Source organism: Sporosarcina sp. NCCP-2331, assembly GCF_023707945.1.
GTDB classification, from domain to species: Bacteria; Bacillota; Bacilli; order Bacillales_A; family Planococcaceae; genus Sporosarcina; species Sporosarcina cascadiensis.
In genome coordinates, this window is the sequence record NZ_BRCD01000017.1 from 30,490 (window position 1) to 51,676 (window position 21,187).

Sequence of the window (21,187 nt, forward strand, 5' to 3'; positions counted from 1 at the left end):
GACTTTGCAAGCGTATTGATCCCAAGTATCAGAGTCCTTTTTGAATGATAAGTATTGTATGAATATCATACATATTATAATAATTTCAAATAGTATGCTCATGCGGTCACCCACATAAAAAGTTCTGAAACACAAGCCAGTGTACCTTCGTTGCAGGCAACCTAAGTACGCCGATAGGTGCCTTAATTTCTGCAAAGACTACAGAAATACGGCCAAGCGAACCCTTCGCTGTTCGCTTGGCTCACCGAGGGCGCTCCCGAAGCGTCCGCCTGGAACGCAGGGGAACGGTCTCTCTCCACTCACCTGCTCTTAATTTTTCTCTTTACACAATAAAATACACAATCACAGACAGCAGAATAGAAGTGACGGTCATCGCAGCCAGCGGACGCATCGCGCGGTCACGCAAATCGCGCAGGCTGACGTTCAGGCCTAAACCTACCATCGCTGCAGTCAGTAGCCAGGTTGTTAACGTGAAGACACCTTCCATCACGCCGTCTGAAACCGGTATGGAATGACCAAAGACATAACTGCCAAGAACACTGAGAATAATAAAACCGACCAAGAACCACGGAAATTCAATCTTCGCCTCTGATTCATCCGTCCCCTTATTCTTACGTTTCATCAGATAAATAAAGATGAAACATACCGGCACTAACAGAAATACACGACCTAGTTTTGCAAGCAGGGCGATTGCCAGCCCGTCTTCTCCAGCCGGAGCACCTGCCAGCGCGACATGCGCGACTTCATGGAGACTGATGCCCGCCCACATGCCATACTGAATCGAATCAAGCGACAGGATCGGACGTAAAATCGTATAGCCGATCGCAAAAATGGTTCCCATCAGGGCGATGATGCCGACACCGATCGCTGTGTCTTCGTCTTTTGCTTTGACAATCGGCGCAACTGCAGCGATTGCAGCGGCACCGCAAATGCCTGTCCCGACGCCGAGCAGCAGGGAAATGTTTTTATCCGCCTTGAAAACTTTCGCCAGCCAGATCGTCATGAAAATCGCGAAAATAATGACGCCGACGTCTCTTGCCAATAAACCCAGTCCATCGCTTAATACCGTATCAATGTTCAATTTTAAACCGTATAAAATGATGGCCGCGCGGAGCAGTCGTTTGGATGAAAACGCGATCCCTGAACGAATCACTTCCGGATAGCCGAAAAACTGCCGGTACGCCACAGCAATAATAATCGCGCATGCCAGTTGTCCGATATGGTCAAAACCAGGGACCTTTGCTAATAAAAACCCTAAAAGTGCAATAAAAAATGTAAAAGCGATTCCGCCTATAAAAGCAACAATTTTAGACGGCTGCCTTGGTGTTTGCTGTTGTGGAGTCACGTTTGTAGAAGTCATGATGACAACACCTCCTGCTTTTAGTATACGAAAATCCTCGCTATAAGAAAAATAACTATATATAATAGGGATGATAAGTAAATCAATATACATGAAGGGAGTGAATTTTTATCGACCAGCAATTACAAGTGTTTATTGCAGTAGCCGAACGCAAAAATTTCTCGAGGGCTGCCGAAGAACTGCACATGACACAGCCTGCAGTCAGCCAGTACATCCGTTCATTCGAGGAATCCATCGGGGTCAGACTGCTTGAACGCACCAATAAATATGTACGTCTGAATCAGGCGGGCGAAATCGTCTACCATCACGCAAAAGAAATTACCGGCCTTTATTCGAAAATGCAGAATCTGGTCGATGACTTGGTGAATAAAGCCAGCGGTCCATTGGCGATCGGTGCGAGCTATACTTTCGGTGAATACGTTCTACCTCATATCCTGTCCAAACTGGCTGCAGACTATCCTTCAATTGAGCCCAAAGTAACAATCGGCAATACCGCTGAAATTGCAGAACTGGTCATTAACCATCAGCTGGATGTCGGATTAATCGAAGGTCATTTTAAAGAAGCCGTTCCATTGCAAAATGAAAGCTTTGCAGAAGACCTGATGTATGTTGTCGTGCCCCCAAATCATCCGCTCGTCAGTCAGGACAAACGAATTTCCATTGACGAACTGGCAAATGAACTGTGGCTTCTGCGGGAAGAAGGCTCCGGCACACGGGAAGCGGCGGAAAAGTTCTTTGCCCAGTCAGGATTCAGGCCTTCGCGCATCATGCAGTTCAGCAGTACGCAGCCAATTAAAGAGTCCGTCGAAGCAGGACTCGGCATCAGTCTGCTGTCGCAGTGGGCGATCCAAAAAGAACTGCAGCACCGGGAACTGCAGACTCTGCCAGTCAAAGGCACCCCTTTCAAACGACATTTTTCCATCGTCACCAATTCCCCGTTTCAGACAAAAGCACTGCAAGTTTTCATTGAATTGCTGAAGAACAGTGACGAGCTGACAGATTTAACGCAAAAAAACACCGCCAGCAAGCTGTGAGGCGGTGTTATTTGATCATATATTCGCAGGAACGTCCGGCTTTAACTTCAGAATAACCAGCTCATCGCCAGGATCCAATGATATTTTCTTTTGCAGTGTGGCAAAGACAAGCGTTTCATTCTTTTTCTTAACGAATAAAGGGGTTGCGGTTTCCGGCAGAATCTCTTTAAACACCAGATCCGTATCCGCACCTTCCCAGCTGAACCGTCCGATTTCATAATCGGTGTTAATTTTACGGTTTAATTCCGGGAAAGTCGCATCCCCCTGAAACAGCAAGTGCGCCTTCAGAGAAACCGGGAGTTCCGATTTACCCATCTGATGACTCGGCGCCGCTGTCAACGAGAAGGTATTGTTGTAACCGAACTCTGGAGCAAACGACTGTGTGATCAGCGCATTGTAGGAAGCATCTCCTGTCATCGACAGAATCGTATCATACGGCGCCAGATCAATTGAGAAACGGGAGCGTTCAGACAAAATCTGTCCTTCAAATGTATCGATACCCTGTTCCAACGCGGGACGCAGACGGCCTTTTGAAGGATCGACAATCAGCACGGGAATTTTCATTTCCTGTAACTGCCTGGCCAGAGCGATGGAAAAACTGCTGGCCCCTACTATCAGCACACCCGGTGGTTCATTGCTCGCTAAATGTAATTTCTTCGCAAGCGGACCGAGCGTGAAACCATGTGCACAGACGGTGATGAACACGAGCGCAAAAGTCAGCGCAGTAAGCAGCGAAGCCTCTTCATAGCCGTCTTCCGCAAGTGTCGCCGCAAAGTAACCGGCAACGGTCAAAGCGACGATTCCGCGCGGAGCGATCCATCCGATCAGCAATTTCTCCCGCCACACCAGTTCAGTTCCTATCGTGGACAGCCAGATGGATAAAGGTCTGACAGCAAACAGCATGACGAGTACGAAACCAATAATCGGCAAGGTGAAAATCTGTGCAATCGTCTCTCTCGCGAGTGAAGCCGTCAATAAGATAAAGACTGTTGAAGTCAGCATAACTGACACGTTTTCGACAAAGTGACCGACATTTCCAATTGATGAAACATAACGCTTGGTGCGTCCAAGAACAAGTCCCATAACTGTCACAGCAAGCATCCCCGTCTCGTGCATAATGACCTCTGCCATCGTAAAGCACAGCAGCACAAATGCCAAAATTACAGGTGATTTGAGATACTCGGGAAATTGGCCTTTATTGGCCATGATACTGATCATCATTCCCATTGCCGCACCGAGCAGGACAGCAAGTGCCGCGCCGCCGAAGAAGTTCAGCAAGTAATTCATGGATAAATGCTCATTCGTCAAAACTTTGATGACTTCATAGGCAAACAGCGCGAGCAGCGGGCCCGCCGGATCCACAATGATGCCTTCCCACTTCAGCACGGCAGCAGTCCGGGGTTTTAATTTCGCATTCCGCAGCAGCGGGATAATGACGGTCGGCCCTGTAACAACGAAGAGACCTCCGATAATGAATGACACTTCCCATGTCAGACCTGCGATGAAATGCGCCGTGAGCGAGCCAAAAATCCACGCTAGGAATGCACCCAGTGTTACCACCCGGAAGACCGATTTTGAAATATCTTTAATTTCGCGGACATCCAGGTTCGAACTGCCTTCAAATAAAATAATAGCTACGGCGAGTGAAATCAGCGGACTGTACAGCTCGCCCAGTGCTGCTTCGGGATTGACAAGGCCAAGCAGCGGACCGATCAATAGACCTGCAATGGACATGATAAAAATAGAAGGCCACTGAACCTTCCACGCAAGCCATTGCGAAAATATTCCAAGCGCCAATATCGAAACCACGCTGATTAATGCTATTTCCTGCATTCCCACACCTGCCCTTCATTCACGGATTTAGTTATTTGTTCAGTGTAACAAATCGCAGATAGGTTGACTAACAGAATGCGGTAAAAAGCTGTCCAGCGCGTCATTATAGACGAGGCCCTGAACAGCTTCTCTCCAAACTAATTAGGTCGGCAATTCTACAAATCCTCAGAAAGCTGCATTAAACCGTCTGATGAATGAGCGATGGATTCTACCGCCTGGTTAATTTCCTGCAAGATCTTCACCGTATTTTCAATCGAAGTCTTCGAATGTTCGCTTTGTTCTTTCATACCGGAAACAGCCTGGACAATTTCATTATAGGAACTCGTTACTTGCTCATTTCCGTTCGCGCTTGCCTGAATCAGCTGTTCCATCAGCTTTACGAAGTTTGCCATATCGCGTATCGTCGCATTCGTTTTTTCCGTCATGCTGCTGACATGGCTGATCGCTTTTTTTGTTTCGACTGACAAATTACGGACTTCTGTTGCCACTACAGCAAATCCCTTCCCGTGCTGTCCGGCTCTCGCTGCTTCAATTGCCGCGTTCAGCGACAGTAAATTCGTCTGATCCGCAATCGATGTGATCAATGTCACGACTTCACGTATTTGATCAGAAGAAGAATACAATTCATCCATGCGCTTCATTAGTTCTTTCATATGATTGACCATCTCCGCAAACTGTTTCGCCTGACGGACCACTAACTCTTTATTGTGGAATGAATTGCGTTCTGTCTCGGTAATGAAAGATAGATTATCAGCCGTCATTTGTTCCAGAACGGATGACTTAGCCGAAAGTTCTTCTGTGGAAGCACTCGTCTGTTCACTGATCGCCGCAAGCTCTTGTGCCGTAGAGCCGATCTTTTCCCTGACGGCTACTTTTGCCTGTTCTACTTCCAGCCGCTTGCCTTCGCTTACATCTTCATAGGCTTCCAATACCAATTGCTGTTCCAGATTCAGCACACGGAGAAAGGCCCGCAGCATCCTGAACTGCAAATCCTTTTCTATACTTGACTGCTCAATGAATTGTAAAAATTCATCCTGTATCGTTTCAAATGCAGCCAGATACCATTTCGATTCCAATCCTATATAGACATGGATCTTCGCAATTGTTTTTCGCTGTTCCAAATATCGATCATCTATTACCCCATCGAACATGGACTGCAGATGCTTAGTCAGCGATACTTTTAACCGTTCCATACTGCTGTGTTCATTTATAATACGTCCTAAATCAGGCTCCGCTTCCATAGCTTTATAAAACGCATCCACCATGACGGGAATTGTCGATTTGATAGAATGTTGAATTTGCATGAGATATCCCAGATCTTCTTCCGTCAGATGAATCATCGCCAATTGCTTTTTTACAGACGGATGACGTTCCAGCTGAATGCTGCCTTTCATTTTTTCAACACCAAGTAAATCGTTTGATACTTCCGTCTTATTCATATCATTCTTCCGAAAACTGAACATGTCTTTTCTCTCTCCTGTATCAATATACATCTCTGTGCACAATTGACTATTAAGTGCTTAATCGTATCATATATCAAATTCAGAGGCTACCATTTATTTCATATAAAAACAGGGACGGTTATACACCCGTCCCTGCCCGTTCATGATAGCTTGAAACGTCCTACGACATCTTGGAGTTCTTCAGCAATCTTATTCATTTGGTTCGTTGAATCAGCCACCTGCACCAATTCATTTTGCTGTGCAGCCGAAGAGGCGCTTACTTCCTCTGAAGATGCGGCTGTCTGTTCCGAAATGGCGGAGACATTCTGGATCGACAGAATCGCCTGGTCCTTGTGCTCCATCATTTCTGCCAGCTCTTCCGACAGCTGTGCAATCGACTCGCGGATCTGATCGGTAATTTTTGCATTTCGCACGAATGATTCTTCCGTGTCGGATACCGATTGATTCTGGCCTTCCATCTGCTTCATGTTCTGGTCAATTACTTCAACTGTCTGTTCAGATTCCAATAAAATTTCTTGTACCGTTCCCTGAATAACTTCTGTTTCAACACGTGACTGCTCTGCCAACTTGCGGACTTCATCTGCCACAACGGCAAATCCTTTTCCGCTTTCCCCGGCTCTTGCAGCTTCAATGCTTGCATTCAGCGCCAATAAATTCGTGCTCGCTGTAATTCCATGCAACGTTTCGATGACCTGGTTGATGGATGAAATTTTATTTGACAACGTTTCGATCTGCATCTGCACTCTGCGGTTCATCTCATTGGCAGATGTATTATGATTCCGTAGTTTCTCTACTTCGTCCATTCCGTCTTTTGCGGAACTTGCAGACTCCGCAGATAAATTATTCATTGTGATAAACATCCTGTTCAGATGATCCATACGGTCAGCCAAATCGGAAATACGCTGACTCGTCTCCTCTGTATCTTCAGACTGTTTTGATGCTCCCTGCGCGATTTCATCTGTTGCGACAGACACTTCCTGATTCGCCGCCACCAGCTCTTCAAACGCATGCGTGACTTGAGAAGATGAATCGCTGAGCAGTGTGGATGATTCCCGGACTGTATGCAGCGCAGCATTTGTACGCTGGAGCATGTCGTTATACGCCAATGAAACCACACCGATTTCATCACGGCGGATAGAATTTTCATCAACCAGCATCGTTAAATCTCCGGAAGCCGCCGTTTCCATTGAATGCCGCAGTGACTGCAGCGGTCTCAGTTGACGGTAGATGAAGATTGTCGATGCAACTGCCATGAGAAGTACAATGACAACAGCTGATATAATGGTAATCCATAGAATTGAATTGAAAGTTTCGAGAATCTTAGACTTCGGTGTAACAGTCTGCACTGTCCACTTCTCATCAATACTTTTCAGATTAATAGGAGCAAACGCATTAAACGCTTGTTCACCCAGCCCTTTCGAATCAACATACAAGTTCGAAAGCTGCCCTTTATTCAACGTCTCTTTGACATCCTGCCAATCAATCGCATCTGCCATATTCGTTTCATTAAGCTCAGGCTTCAGGCTATTGGCAGTAATGAAACCAGCATCGGTAATAATCGATGCATAGCCGCCTTCTGGACTGATGTCATTCACTAGATCTGTCAGGAAATCAATAGACAAGTCTGTCGTCAATAGTCCGAAATAGGCACCGGACGAATCCAGCAGAGGCACAGAAATTGTCGTCATTAAAATCGTCTGGCCATTCGTTTCATAGTCATAAGGCTCAGTTAGAACAGAACGGGCCTCTGATTTCGGAATTGTGTACCAGGAGTTGGCACTCGGGTCATCCATTCCGCTTAACGGCTCAACCCCGACCGTTCCCTCGTCTTTGAAAACATAGGGGATAAATTGCTTATCTTTATCCAGCATGCCTTGAGGGAATTTTGCATCTTCCGCAAAAGAGGACTGGTTTATGACAGCCGCCATCCCGGTCGCCTCTTCATTGTGAGAGAGATTATTTTTAATGATCCGGATGATTTCCACCGAATCCAATTTCCCCTCAGCCTGCATCGTTTCCAATACGTGGCGGGTAGTCATAAGCATTTCATTCGTTTCGTTTAGTTTAGTACTGAGCTGCAATGAATTTTTATTCGCGCTTTCAAGAGCGAACTCTTCTGCGTCGGCAATACTTTGCTTATGTAACATGACACTCGTGACAATGGAATAAACAAGAAACAATAGTAAAAATAAAGCGATAATTAAACCGGATAAACGCATCGCAATACTTCTGGACTTTTTCAAGTTGATAGGACCTCCTAAGGTATAATAGACTTAATATCCCAGTATACCTTTAGACCTGTTTAAAAGAAAGTGTTTAATTTCGAAATGTTTTTTCACGTAGGTTTCAAACTGATGGCAAGGTGCGGTGAGAGGCTGGGTTGGCTTGTTCAACGCATGTTTTGGTGCGGCTGGGCTTTAGTTTGGCGCGTTCGCGGATCTTATTGGTTCGCTTCATTCGCAGTTTGGCGCGGTCTGAAGGCAGTTTTTGGTGCGTTAGCCGGACGCCGGCAGCTGGAATTCAGCAGTCCATGCACTGCCTATGATCATCTGAAGTGGCTGTATGAGCATAATGTCGGCAGCAATGATCACCTGACAGGCCCGATTGAGCGGCAGACGGTCCGATATGAGCAGATCACAGAGTTCCATGATCACCCGGGGCCTCCGTATGATCATCCAGCAAAAATTTCATCCGGCAAAAAAAGCCGTCCATGAAATCACATCAGATGATTTCACGAACAGCTTTCCGATTACCTATTATTAAGCCCTCTCCGTCATTTGACGCCAGATCGAACCTTTAGCTTCTTCACCTTCTTCAATACGGGCAATCGCCATGCGGACCTGCAGCTTCACTTCGAATTCGGGGTCATTCTCCGCTTCGTGCAGAGCCGGCAGTGCATATTCCGTCCCCGTTTCATAAAGGAACATCGCAGCGCGCCAGCGGACCAGCTTGTTTTTATCCTGCAACAAACGGATGGCAGCTGGTTCAAATCCGACATAGCCGAGGTCACTCATGCAGTCTGCTGCTGTGCGGCGGACTGCCCAGCTCTTATCCTCTAATGCTTTCTCGATAAATGGAATGACCGACTCATCTTCAATCATCCCTAAATAAACAGTAGCCAGTCTTCGAATTGACATTTTCTCATCTTCCAGAGCAATTGTCAGGACGGGATAGTCTGATGCATCAGGATCCGGCATTTGATCAAGCAGCTGAAAACGCTTCTCCCATTCAGGCACCGTAAACTCTGCAAGCGTCACTTTCTGGCCGCGTACTTTCGTTTCATTGTCTGTCTGTTCAGCTTTCGCCACTAAATCCCGCAGACGCGAATCGGGATAGGCCGCATCCAGTTCAAGAACAACCTGCTCTCCGACTTCCTGCAATTCGCCGTAACGAATTCCGTAATCAGCCCATTTGCGCAATAAAATATAATTATCCACTTCGGAGTGATGCACGGTTTCCATTGCGTTGATGAAACGCTCACTTAAACCGAAGCGGGCTTCTTCATCACTATTGAAGACTTTCACCTGCAGCGGAATCTCTTTATAGGTCTGGACATGAACATATACTTCGCCGTAATGCTCATCGATTTCCACTTCCTCCGACTGCTCTGCTGTGTCGCCTTCTTCATTTAGTATCGCACGCACTTCCGCCAGAATTGTTTCCCACGGTACATTGCCGATTCGTTCGACCGCCATGAAATCCAGCACGTGATAAATCCCTTTTACCCCTTGAATACCAAGCAATGAACGAATCGGCTCAGGCGCCTGTGCTTCATCCTTCTTTTTATAATTATGACTTGTCCCTTCAGGCAGCGGCGTGTCCATTACAATTTTCATCGAGTTCGGACTCGGTGTCGGTTCTATCGTTTTTATTTTCAAGAAAATCTCCTCCATTTGATTAGTCGGCTAATTCCTGTAAATAAGACCAGCGCTCGATCAGCTCTTCGTACTGCTCATTCAGCTCTGACAGCTTTCCGTCAAGCAGCCGCAGCTGGTCGTAATCAGAGCCCGTTCCCGCCATTTCGGCTTCCGTCTCTGTAATTTTCTGTTCCAGTACTTCTATGTCCTGCTCAATGGTTTCCCATTGTTTTTTCTCAGCATACGTCATTTTTTTCTTCTGCTTCGGCTGTTCTTGCGGCTCGGTTTCCGCTTTCGGTGCTGCTTTCCCTTCTTTCGCCGGCACTTCTTCCAAAAAGTCGGAATATAATCCGAGCCAGACGTTTACATCACCCGATCCGTCCAGCACCCACAATTTGCGCGATATGCGGTCGAGGAAGAAACGGTCGTGAGAAATCGTCACGACCACTCCGGTGAATGTATCAATAAAAGATTCCAATACAGAAAGAGTCTCGAGGTCCAGATCATTCGTCGGCTCATCAAGCAGCAGTACATTCGGCTGCTCCATCAATAACTTCAACAGATAAAGACGTTTTCGCTCGCCGCCCGACAGTTTGCCGATCGGCGTCCCGTGTGCAGATGCCGGGAATAAAAACCGTTCCAGCATTTGCGTTGCAGAAAGCCGGGCACCCGAGCCGTCTTCCACATCATTTGACGTCTCCCTGATGTATTCGATAATGCGCTGATTTTCAGGCATGGCAGGTAAATGCTGATGAAAGTGTGCGATTTTCACTGTTGCTCCCCGATCAATTTCTCCTGAATCCGGAGTCATCGAGCCGTCAAGCATTTGCAGAAGCGTTGTCTTCCCTACGCCGTTCGGTCCAACAATCGCAATCCGGTCCTTCGCCTGCAAGATAGCAGAAAACGGGTGCAAAATGACCTGATCGCCAAAACTTTTCGTAATGCCATTGACCTCCAGCACTTTCTTGCCGAGACGCGATGTCTGCAGGTCCATTTCCAGATCCAACGAACCGTCTGTCTGCTTGACCTTTTCTTCCAGATCTTCAAAACGGCCGATTCGCGCCTTTTGTTTCGTAGAGCGTGCTTTTGCACCGCGACGTATCCATTTTAATTCATTGCGGTAGCGATTGCGGTCTTTCTGCTCAGAAGCCGCAGCCATTTCTTCGCGCAGTGCCTTGGATTCCAGATAATCGCCATAGTTCCCGGTATGCGAATACAGTGTCTGATTCGCCAATTCATAAATATGCGTCGCCACTTGATCTAAAAAATACCGGTCATGTGTAATGAACAGAACGGCGCCTGTTACGTTTTGCAGGAAATCCTGCAGCCATTGAATAGATTCGACGTCTAAATGGTTCGTCGGCTCGTCTAGCAATAACAGGTCGGCCGGTTCAATAAGTACTTTTGCCAGTGCCACCCGCTTTTTCTGACCGCCCGACAGCTCCCCCATTTTTTTATCAAACATATCAATTCCAAGTTTCATCAGGATCGTCCGGGCCTGCGCATTCAGATCCCATCCCCCTGTCGAATCCATTTCATTCTGCAGACGTGTAAAACGCTCCTGATAGTCCGGATCTGCAGAATTGGACGAAAGTTCCTGCAACGCATGTTCATACTCCAGATTCAGCCGGATGATCGGCGCATCACTCTCGAAGACTGTCTCCATCACGGTTAATTCCGGGTTTACTTCAGGCTCCTGAGGCAGAAACGCAATTCTGAATTTATTCGGATGATCAACTGAAATGAAATCGGCTTCTTCCTTTCCTGAAATAATCGACAGCAACGTAGATTTGCCCGTACCGTTAATTCCAATTAAACCTGTCTTTTCTCCGCTTGTAATCGTAAACTCTATATCTTTGAACAGTGTTTTATCGCCCACTGTCTTCGTTAATTTCTCAATTGCCAAATGACTCATTTATCGCACATCCTATCTTCTAACTGCTGTCCTTAGTATAGCTGAAAACTTGAAAAGTTGAAAATGATGAAGAAAAGGAAGTATGTCCCCTGCAGCAGTGAATTGGAATTATAAAATAGATCCATTACTTATTTTTAGGCTCTTCACAAAAACATGTGCTGGACAACATGTCATGTGCATGTTGGCAATATGCTGGATTCGTTTCTCGACTTTGTAGGGGTTCTAATTGAAGTGTGAGTTTGTAGTTTAAACCCGCTTCGGCGCTGGGGGATTGCCTTACGCTATGAGCCTACTGGCGAAGGACGTGCCAGCAGTTGCGCCTACGCTGGTGTTGGAGAAAGTACAATGTACTGATTTTTTTGCAGAGTATGAATTAGCATGTCTTGCTCCGCATCTCGAGTTTGGAAATGCATCGATCACAAGAATCTAAGGTGCAGCGGACGGCGCGTCGGGGAGGTACAGTAAAATACATACTCTTTTCAACTGCTGCAATTTATTTACACAACATAAAAAGGACTTCGGCCGTCATGTAGCGGCCGAGTCCTTTTCTATATTATTTAGATGACTGATAAACCGTGCCTGAGTCGGTTTTGATTAACTCTACGGCTCTTTTCAGCTGCTTTAGATGACGTTTTTCGTGAAATCCGACAAAACGGAACCATTGGATCAGCGGCACATTGCCGAACACCGGGTGTTTAAACGATTTTGCCCGCAGTTCTTCTACCGTGGCAGATTCGTAAATATCCAATAGATAGTTTCTGGACTGGTGCAGACGTTCTTTCGTTTCTGAAATCGACAGATACGTATCGGTCGGCATGGTAAATTCCAGAAAATATGCTTTGAGCAGAGGACTCGCCGACACACTGATCGGCTTTTTGAAAACCCGCGGACTGTCGGGGTTTTTCAATTCTTTGGCGATGTTTGTGGCAATCCGGCATTCCATTAGCGCTAAGTGCTCTACAATCTGCTTAGGAGACCAGCCGCCGCATGATGGTGTTCCGTTAAATTCCTCATCTGTCAGGCCTTCAATCAACTGTAAGATGCGTTTACGGACTTTGATGTTTTCTCCAAAAACCACCAACATCCTCCTCCATTTCTTCCTCATAGTCTTTACTATTGGAATAGCATACGCTCTTTCATTTGAAATTTAAAGGGGTAAGTTTGAATTTCATATATTCTTATTATTAAATGGGAATCGAAGAAGATTTCCTCTGACTAAATGAAACCAAATCAACAAGCGGCCCGGAAATAAACTTCATATCCGGGCCGCTCCTTCTACTCTTTATTGTCAGCTGTCTGACCTGCATCTTTATCTTCTCTGGCATCTTCCGCAAACTTTTTACTGAAGACGCTGACAAGAATGATCAGCAGAACAGCTGCGCCTGCTGTGGTAAGATAGATTGGCTCATATGCCGAACGAACAGCACTTTGGAATGCTTCATGCAAAGCGCTTTGCACTTCGGGATCTGGAATTTTCGCAATCGACTCCTGGATATTTGCATAGCCGCTTCCGCTAATTTGCTCCATCGCACCCCCTGGCATCTGACTCGGATCAATTCCATGCTCCTGTATCTTTTGCGGGATCAACATGCTGAGCTTGCCAAAACCCTGCTGAATGAAAGCTGCGAATATAGTCGGTGAAATAGTCAAGCCGACCTGCCGCGCGACCGATAAAGTTCCGATAGCAGAACCTTTCTGCTCACCCGCCGCATTGGAAGTTAAGACGGTTAACGGCGCACCGAGTACAAAACCGAAACCAATTCCCGCAATGACAGAAAATATGATGAAAGTCGTTTTGGAATCTACGAACATCCCCAGCCCGCCGAAGCCGATGATCGAAATGATCCCCGAATAAATCAGCGTTTTAACCGGCCCCTGCTTATCAACGAAGAATCCTCCGCCAGCCGCCCCGATTCCTGAAGCAATGGCAAGAGGCGTCATCCAATATCCGGACTTCGCCGCAGAAATCCCCAGAATCTGTTCGACATACGACGGGATAAAGATGATGGAGCCAATGAAAATACCTGACAGCAGACCCATGACCATCGTCACCGCATACGTGGGCTTCCGCAAAAGATGATATGGTAAGATCGGATCCGTCGTCTGCGATTTCTCATGTCGTTTCTCTACAAAAATCAGCACTGCGAATATCACGACACCGAGCAATAACAGACCGAGCGTACTCCAGCCGAGCAGACTGTCGAGCAAATTTCCTTCCCCCATATTATTAACCGCAAACATGACACTGAGTATCGAGAATGACAGCAAAGAAATCCCCAAGAAGTCGATTTTGGAAAGGACTTCTGTTTTGGTTTCCTGCAGTGTAATCCATCCGAAAACAACGAGCAGTACGCCGATCGGCAAATTAATCAGGAACAGCCAATGCCAGTTTCCCGTCACATCAATCAGGAAACTCCCGATATTCGGCCCGATCACCGATGCAATCCCATTCATTCCGCCGAGCAGTCCCAGCTTGCTTCCTTGAGTTTCTTTCGAGAATGTACTTAAAATATGGGAACTCGCGATAATGAAAATACCGCCGCCGCCAAATGATTGAAATAAACGGGCAGCCAGAAAGAGTTCAAAGTTCGGACTCAGCGCAACACCGAGTGAACCGATTGTAAAAATGGCTACTTCAATAAGAAAAAGCTTTTTCCGCCCGTAGCGGTCTGCCAGTTTTCCGACAATCGGCGTAGCGACTGCGAGCCCTAGCGTATACAGCGTAATCCCCCATGATCCTGAGGTAGCTGACACATCGAATGAAGAGTTAATTGTAGTTAAAGCAGCACTGATAATTCCGTTATCGAGCGCTGCCATGAATACGCCGATCAGCAGTATCGCAAAGCCTATATTTTTGCCTCCTGAACGCTTTTTACTTTCTGTCATCTGAGCACCTCCATGGGAATTTCATACAATTATAATATAGGCAGATGAACTTAATGTGAACTGAATAACGGGCCGAGGAAATATAATTTTGCCTGAACAGCCAGACTCCGCGCACCAAAAAATCAGCTGACCGCACCAAAAGCCTCTCGAAACGAACCAAAAACTGCTTGAACCGAACATTTATCAGGCCAAGCCGCGCGAAACTACCGACCGCACGCACCAAACCGGCTATTTACCGCACCATTTCTTTTTTTCTTAGCTCAGACAATCAGCATACATGCAGTTTTTTACGCTTTTCTATCTTCCTCGGCCTTTCCGCCAAGCCTCGCGAATACTTCCGGCCGATCCGGCATCCCGCCCTGCGCTCCGAACTTTTCAATAGATAACGAGGCGGCCGCATTGGCAAACTGGATGGCCTGCTGTAAATCATGTCCGCAAGCAAGCTGGCTGGCAAGCGCCCCGTTGAATGTATCTCCTGCTCCAGTCGTATCAACAATCTTTGCAGGAATGGCGTCCACATGAATCAGCTGTTTGCCGTCATGATAACAAACGCCCCTGCTGCCGAGCGTGACCAGCAATTGGTTTGGATACCTAGCTGCAGCTTCTTCTATAGAAGTGCCAAACAGCGCAAAGCATTCCGTTTCATTCGGCGTCACATAAGTCAAGTACGGCATGAACTTCAAATGAAAACTGCTGGACGGCGCAGGATCCATCATGACAGGAACTTGAAGCTCTTTGCATAATATCAATACACGCCAGACGACTGCGATTGGGATTTCCAGCTGCATCATGATGAGATCGCTGTCGCGTATCACATCGCGTAATAGGCCGATCCGTTCCGGTATCAGCGCATGATTGGCTCCCGGAATGGAAATAATCCGGTTATCTCCGTCAGTCAGCAAAATAACTGCCACGCCGGATGGACCGTCAATTTGCTGTACATACTTTATGCCGACGTTTTGATTATGCAGATTCTGCATAATCAGACTGCCGTATTCATCCGAACCGACTGAACCGATCAGCTGTACTTCTTCGCCCAGCCGCGCACAGGCCACCGCCTGATTGGCACCTTTTCCGCCCGGCGCTGTCTGAAAGTTTCTGCCTCTGACTGTTTCCCCTTGAACCGGAAAGTTTTCAGCTTCTGCGATCACATCGATATTGGCGCTTCCGATTACTGTTATCATCAGCTTCCTCCCTATCCTTCATTCATTTTGACTGCTGCTTCTGTATTATTTATATAGAAGTATAGACTATTCCCTGACTGAAAAGTTGCACTTTGAATTTAGGTATTTACAATTGGCGAATACACAGTATAATGTATAAATATACAACTAAATGATTATTAACAGGGAGAGACACACCTTGAAAAAACATACTGCTAGTACATGGTCCATATTTCTGATCCCATCATTGCTCGGGATTATTCTATTCATGATTCCCCTGCCGTTCGCAGGCGGCTGGAAAGTGCCGATTGCCAAACTCGCTGATATCCTGGCCGGCTCACTTGAACCGATCATTCCTCAGCTGATGATGGTGCTGATTACACTTTCTGCACTCGGTTCGATTTTATTTCTGTTTGTAAAAAAAGACCCAAATCGTCCGTCTTTCCTCGTCAGTTTATTTAAAGTGACGCCGTTTTGGACAGTTACTCGTATCGTCGGTGCGGTATTTGCCATCATGGTCATCTATAAACTGGGACCTGAAGCAATTTGGAGCGAAGACACCGGCGGCCTGCTTCTTGCAAGTGACGGACTCGTTTCATTCTTATTCAGTATTTTCTTATTCGCAGGACTTCTGCTTCCTTTATTATTAAACTTCGGGCTGCTTGAATTTTTCGGTTCGCTGATGGTCAAAATCATGCGTCCGCTGTTCAATCTGCCGGGCCGTTCTTCCATCGATGCGCTCGCTTCCTGGATCGGCGACGGAACGATTGGAGTTTTATTGACCAGCAAGCAGTATGAAGAAGGACATTATACCCAGCGTGAAGCAGCCATTATTGCTACGACATTCTCTGTGGTGTCCATCACGTTTTCATTGGTCATCATTGACTACGTTGGACTCGGGGATTACTTCCTGCCATTTTACGCTACCGTCATAGTGACAGGACTGATCCTGGCTTTGATCATGCCGAGAATTTTTCCTTTACGCTCAATTAAAAATACCTATATTGACGACAGAGAGTATTCAGCTGATGATGAAAAGCTTCCCGCCGGAACGAATGTGTTTGCATTCGGCCTGTCCAATGCGCTGAATACCGCTTCCAAGCAGAAATCAGTCGGCAAGACATTCCGCTCAGGGATGCAGAATGTACTCGATATGTGGGTGGGCGTGACCCCAGTTGTTATGGCATTCGGTACCGTTGCGCTGATGCTTGCAGAATTCACCAGCATCTTCCGTATACTCGGCAAGCCGTTTGAATACGTTCTGAATATCCTGCAGATTCCCGAAGCTGCGGATGCGGCTCAAACGATGGTTGTCGGTTTCGCTGATATGTTCCTGCCGGTCATCCTGGCAGAAGGCGTCATCACTTCACCGGTGACATTGTTTACAATTGCAGCGATTTCCGTGATCCAGTTGATCTACATGTCGGAAGTCGGCGGATTAATTCTCGGAACCAAGATTCCATTGAATATTTTCCATTTGCTCATTATCTTCCTATTACGTACAATTATTGCCCTGCCGATCGTTGCAGGTGCTGCACATTTATTGTTCAAAATCGTCGGACTGCCGTAACCTTTTCTGGTTGCTGCAGTTTTTTTACGTAGAAAAACTGCTTTTCTAATAAAGAAAAGCAGCCAAAAGAACAGCGTGAAAGTTTTGAAATCTAAAGAACGTCCGCAAGTTTGGGAGGGTTGCGATGAGCAGATTTCTAAACTTTCAACTGTTACACGATATACCGGGATGCCTTCAAATTCCGAAAGCCATCTATACATCCACTAAGATGCATAGATCACATTCGGAAACTTATAAGACAGCAGATCCGCACATGACGGACCTGCTGCAGAAACACTTACTTCGCTCTTTCTGTTTCTGCCGGAAGATGCTGCACTTTCACATCGAATATCGTCAATTCATTGCCCAGAATTGGACTCTTCTCCGCTGAAGGTGCTTTCGCGTCATGCGATTTGGCATTCTCTCGGCTGTGCAGCCAGCTGTCGAAATACTTTCTGTCTTCCCATGTCGTGCAGACTTTTACTTCGTCACGGTCTTCCACTTCTTCACCTAACAGCACTTCCATGCGGATGAAGCCCTCAAATGTATGCACAGCCTTCGCTTTTAAGAAACGGGATGTTATTTCTTCTCCCTTGCCTTTTTCCACAAAAATCGTATTAATCGCTGTCATCTTCTGCATCATACAACCTCCATTTTCCATGTTTGTAATAATTCCAGAACAGGTTCTGCCTGCTCGCCGCCTGCTGCAGCATGACGCATTAGCGGAATGCCGTGCGGTCCTTTTAATTCATTCCAGTCCGGATACCACTTCAGCATCGACCGGACGATTTCCGCTTCACCGAGCATCGCTGCCGCAAAAATATCCATACGCGCCCCCCGTGCCAATAAAAATTCCGCAATATCCCGGTTTCCTGTATGTGCAGCTGCCCCCAGACCGCTCTCCCAGTCATCGCCGCCCCAATTCATCACCGCATGTATCAAGTCCGGTTCCTGTTCGACCAACTTTTGCACTTCCTCAAAATTGCCGTGTGCTGCCATCAAGTATTGTCTGACAAGCGTTTGATCAATCGGCTGTTTCTTTTCTCCCTCAGTTCTCATAACATTCTCCCTTTCGCAGTCTACTCGGTGTAAAAAAGCATTTGCCGTTCTTCATGAAAATCTCCGCATCAATTTCAAATATCGAATGAAACATTTCCTTGCACAGCACGCATTGCGGTATTCCGTCAAAGCGGACACTTCCGTCTTTCAGCACAATCAGCCGATTGCTGTAGCTCGCTGCCTGATTGATATCATGCAGCACCATCACAACCGTCATGCCGTGCGTTTCATTCAGCTCCGTCACCAGCTCCATCACTTCCAGCTGATGCGAAATATCCAGATACGTTGTCGGTTCATCCAGCAATAAAATTTTCGGACGCTGGGCAATCGCCATCGCAATCCATGCCCGCTGACGCTCGCCGCCTGACAGCGACTGCAGCATACGGTTCTTATAGTCACCCAGTTTCGTTACATCGATCGCCCAGTCGATAATATCCTGATCTTCCTGACTGATTCTGCCGTATCCTGAACGATGCGGATGTCTGCCGAATTCCACAAGCTCGCCTACCGTAACATCCAGCTGATGATCCTGCATCTGTGGAAGCATCGCTAAATTCCTGGCCACTTCCTGAGATTTCATTCGCTTCAATTGTCCGCCGTTCAGCAGGACGTCGCCGCTTCCTGGTGTAATTAGTCTGGAAATCAGCCGTAGGAATGTGGACTTTCCTGAACCATTCGGACCCAGCAAACTGACGATTTCTCCCTGCCTGATATGAAGATCAATCGACGACAATTCAAACGAAGTGGAATGTCGATAGGAAAGTTCCTTAGTTATCAGCAAATGAATCCCTCCGTCTTTGAATTAAATATAAGAAGAACGGTCCGCCGAGGAAAGACAGCAGGATACCGACAGGCAGTTCAATCGGATTGAAAGCTGTACGGGCAATGGTGTCCGCCACAACGACGAGCAATCCTCCGCCGAGCGCAGAGGCAGGCAGAAGAAATCGGTAATCTCCTCCGACGATCGACCGCATAATATGCGGAACAACAAGTCCTACAAAGCCGATCAGACCCGAGACACTGACCGCCATGCCTGCAAGCAGCGTACTCAGCACAATCAGAAAGAACCGGCTGCGTTCCACATTATGCCCGAGCAGCTTGGCCACTTCATCGCCGAGCCGTAAAATTCGGATATGCCGGACCGAAAAGACCGCAAGTACAAATGCCGCCATGGCATAATAAATGATCATTTCAAATTGCACCCAGCCGACGCCGGCTATCCCCCCAGCGAGCCACGGCAGAACGGACTGCACCCGGTCGCTGTACAGCAGCATCAGCGCACTCATGAATGCACCGATGACGGCATTGATAGCGACCCCTACAAGAATAATCCGCAAAGGTGAAGCACCGCCTTTCCATGACAGAGCGTAAACGACCAGCGCCGTGATCAGCGCACCTAAAAACGCAGCGAGCGGCAGGAACATGATGTATGCCGGAAACATGATCATGATGACAGTAGCCGAAAGCCCCGCACCGGACGAGACACCGATGATTCCCGGATCAGCCAGCGGATTTCGCATAATTCCCTGAAGAATGGCGCCCGACACTGCCAGGCTGATTCCGACGATCATACCGACCAATACACGCGGAAAGCGCAGCTCCCAGACAATCCGCCGCTCCATCGTGTCGTTCGCCTGAAAAATACCATTCCAGATTTCCTGCATGGTGAACGACACAGGACCGACCATTAAACTGACTGCCGCTGCGATCACCAGCAAACTGCTGCATGCCACAAGTACAATCATGCGTTTCCTGGCAAGAGGATGGCGTTCTGTCTGCGTTTTTTCAGGAACAGCAATCATCTTATTTAACCTGTCCTAAACTTTCCTTCATGACAGTAAGTGCTTCCGTTACTTTTGTGCCTGGGTTTGTGCCGAATAAATGAGATGGCAGAACGACGACATTGCCCGCCTTTACTGCATCCAGGTTTTTCCACGCTGGGTTTTTCAGCATTTCCTCTTCAAAAGCCGCTTTCACTGCTTCCGGTTCACCATGTGTAATCAACATTACCATCTCGGGATTGCGCTCAATGATTTTCTCGACACTTAAGCTTGCATACTGTGGATACTTTTCTTCATTCGGGAAATCACTTGCGATATTTTCTCCTCCTGCCAATTCTAATAAATTACCTGACAGCGAGTTCGGCAGCGCAGCCAGATAAGTTCCCGGCGCACCGTACACAAGCAGTGTTTTCACAGCTTCCGCTTTTTGTTCTGTATTTTTCTCTATTTCGTTTGTAATATTATCTTGAATAGCTTTTGCTTCTTTTTCTTTATCAAAAATCTGTCCGAATAACTCAATCGTTTGTTGAATATCTGCAACCGAATTGGCTGCTGTGTAGACAACTTCTGTACCTTGACGCTTCATGTTCTCTTCATGCTGTTTAAAACTGGGCGCTGCAATTAATACTTGCGGATTAATCTCTGCAATTTTCTCGAAATTCGGCTGATGCGGATTGCCAATCTCCGGAATTCCTTCCAGTTCTTTAATGGGCGGACCTTGCACTTTTGGACGTCCGGCAACTTCTATGCCGAGCGCGAGGAGCATATCAAGGTCACCTGAGCTCAAAGCAGCAACAGAAGAAGGCGCTTCCTCAAATGCCAAAGTCTGACCGGTCATATCTGTTACTTCTACTGCCGTTTCATTTGCAACAGGTTCTTCTGCTTTTACTGCAGCAACGGCTGCTTTATCCTCCGCTTTTTCATTCTCTGTACCGCATGCGCTTAAAACGAACAGCAGCATGAGTATACTGAATACACTTATAAACTTTTTCATTTTTCACCGTACCCCCTTGTTTTAATGAGAACGCTTCTCATTAAAAATCATCATAAGTGATAATGAGAATCATTGTCAACTAGTATTTGCATTATGATTCCTTTAGACTAGTCTGAAAATTAACTTCAGTTGGCTTTTTATTATGAAAAATACGCACTGGATACCGTTCATGCATTGCGTTTGCAGAAAATTCCTTATAAATTTTTTATGTTATATTTCATCCACTCTCTTTTCACCTCAGCCTTTTGCTTTTTCGCTTGCACACAAAAAAGCACACCGCGATTCTCGGAGTG

The 21,187-nt window shown here is 46.8% G+C and carries 17 protein-coding genes; 3 read left to right on the forward strand and 14 right to left on the reverse strand.

Going from position 1 to position 21,187, the window contains the following annotated elements; all coding sequences use genetic code 11:
• Positions 1-322: 322 nt before the first annotated feature.
• Complete coding sequence (locus NCCP2331_RS11065) at positions 323-1,360, reverse strand: YeiH family protein (protein WP_251670696.1); 1,038 nt, start codon at positions 1,358-1,360, stop codon at positions 323-325.
• Between the two features lie 110 nt (positions 1,361-1,470).
• Between NCCP2331_RS11065 and NCCP2331_RS11070 the strand changes: the two genes are divergently transcribed.
• Complete coding sequence (locus NCCP2331_RS11070) at positions 1,471-2,394, forward strand: LysR family transcriptional regulator (RefSeq protein WP_251670754.1); 924 nt, start codon at positions 1,471-1,473, stop codon at positions 2,392-2,394.
• A gap of 15 nt (positions 2,395-2,409) precedes the next feature.
• On the opposite strand, the gene NCCP2331_RS11075 is transcribed toward NCCP2331_RS11070, so the two are convergent.
• From NCCP2331_RS11075 to NCCP2331_RS11085, 3 genes are all read right to left on the reverse strand, one after another.
• Positions 2,410-4,227, reverse strand: a complete 1,818-nt coding sequence (locus NCCP2331_RS11075) for a cation:proton antiporter (RefSeq protein ID WP_153722016.1) — start codon at positions 4,225-4,227, stop codon at positions 2,410-2,412.
• Positions 4,228-4,382: 155 nt separating this feature from the next.
• The gene (locus NCCP2331_RS11080) at positions 4,383-5,690 is read right to left on the reverse strand and encodes a globin-coupled sensor protein (RefSeq protein ID WP_194841115.1); all 1,308 of its coding nucleotides are present in this window, start codon (positions 5,688-5,690) and stop codon (positions 4,383-4,385) included.
• Positions 5,691-5,830: 140 nt separating this feature from the next.
• Positions 5,831-7,933: a methyl-accepting chemotaxis protein gene (locus NCCP2331_RS11085; protein WP_251670698.1), complete on the reverse strand. Its 2,103-nt coding sequence runs from the start codon at positions 7,931-7,933 to the stop codon at positions 5,831-5,833.
• Between the two features lie 111 nt (positions 7,934-8,044).
• Between NCCP2331_RS11085 and NCCP2331_RS11090 the strand changes: the two genes are divergently transcribed.
• Positions 8,045-8,404 (forward strand): hypothetical protein, encoded by a 360-nt coding sequence (locus tag NCCP2331_RS11090; protein ID WP_251670700.1) that lies wholly within the window; start codon positions 8,045-8,047, stop codon positions 8,402-8,404.
• Between the two features lie 45 nt (positions 8,405-8,449).
• Here the strand turns inward: NCCP2331_RS11090 and NCCP2331_RS11095 are convergent, their stop codons facing one another.
• The 5 genes from NCCP2331_RS11095 to rbsK all read right to left on the reverse strand — a co-directional run bounded on the left by NCCP2331_RS11095 (position 8,450) and on the right by rbsK (position 15,532).
• Complete coding sequence (locus tag NCCP2331_RS11095) at positions 8,450-9,568, reverse strand: virulence factor (protein WP_251670702.1); 1,119 nt, start codon at positions 9,566-9,568, stop codon at positions 8,450-8,452.
• A 19-nt stretch (positions 9,569-9,587) separates the two neighbouring features.
• Positions 9,588-11,462, reverse strand: coding sequence for an ABC-F family ATP-binding cassette domain-containing protein (locus tag NCCP2331_RS11100; protein ID WP_251670703.1), 1,875 nt, complete (start codon positions 11,460-11,462; stop codon positions 9,588-9,590).
• Between the two features lie 553 nt (positions 11,463-12,015).
• Complete coding sequence (locus NCCP2331_RS11105) at positions 12,016-12,546, reverse strand: DinB family protein (protein ID WP_228551063.1); 531 nt, start codon at positions 12,544-12,546, stop codon at positions 12,016-12,018.
• 191 nt (positions 12,547-12,737) lie between these two features.
• A complete protein-coding gene (locus NCCP2331_RS11110) occupies positions 12,738-14,348 on the reverse strand; it encodes an MFS transporter (RefSeq protein WP_153722009.1) in 1,611 nt (536 codons plus the stop codon).
• 287 nt (positions 14,349-14,635) lie between these two features.
• Positions 14,636-15,532: a ribokinase gene (rbsK, locus tag NCCP2331_RS11115; protein ID WP_153722008.1), complete on the reverse strand. Its 897-nt coding sequence runs from the start codon at positions 15,530-15,532 to the stop codon at positions 14,636-14,638.
• A 178-nt stretch (positions 15,533-15,710) separates the two neighbouring features.
• Here rbsK and NCCP2331_RS11120 point away from each other — a divergent pair, with 178 nt between their 5' ends.
• Complete coding sequence (locus NCCP2331_RS11120) at positions 15,711-17,081, forward strand: YjiH family protein (RefSeq protein WP_153722007.1); 1,371 nt, start codon at positions 15,711-15,713, stop codon at positions 17,079-17,081.
• A 277-nt stretch (positions 17,082-17,358) separates the two neighbouring features.
• On the opposite strand, the gene NCCP2331_RS11125 is transcribed toward NCCP2331_RS11120, so the two are convergent.
• From NCCP2331_RS11125 to NCCP2331_RS11145, 5 genes are read right to left on the reverse strand one after another with little or no spacing between them, the layout of a single operon-like run.
• Positions 17,359-17,700, reverse strand: a complete 342-nt coding sequence (locus tag NCCP2331_RS11125; protein ID WP_228551062.1) for an antibiotic biosynthesis monooxygenase — start codon at positions 17,698-17,700, stop codon at positions 17,359-17,361.
• Positions 17,700-18,119 (reverse strand): ankyrin repeat domain-containing protein, encoded by a 420-nt coding sequence (locus NCCP2331_RS11130; RefSeq protein ID WP_153722005.1) that lies wholly within the window; start codon positions 18,117-18,119, stop codon positions 17,700-17,702. Before NCCP2331_RS11130 ends, NCCP2331_RS11125 begins: the two co-directional genes overlap by 1 nt.
• On the reverse strand, positions 18,109-18,900 hold the full coding sequence (locus NCCP2331_RS11135) for an ABC transporter ATP-binding protein (protein WP_153722004.1): 792 nt from the start codon (positions 18,898-18,900) through the stop codon (positions 18,109-18,111). The genes NCCP2331_RS11130 and NCCP2331_RS11135 overlap by 11 nt, the downstream gene beginning before the upstream one ends.
• Entirely contained in the window at positions 18,887-19,921 is a 1,035-nt protein-coding gene (locus tag NCCP2331_RS11140; RefSeq protein ID WP_251670705.1) for a FecCD family ABC transporter permease, read from the reverse strand. The genes NCCP2331_RS11135 and NCCP2331_RS11140 overlap by 14 nt, the downstream gene beginning before the upstream one ends.
• 1 nt (position 19,922) lies before the next feature.
• The gene (locus NCCP2331_RS11145; RefSeq protein ID WP_251670707.1) at positions 19,923-20,894 is read right to left on the reverse strand and encodes an ABC transporter substrate-binding protein; all 972 of its coding nucleotides are present in this window, start codon (positions 20,892-20,894) and stop codon (positions 19,923-19,925) included.
• Between the last annotated feature and the right edge of the window lie 293 nt (positions 20,895-21,187).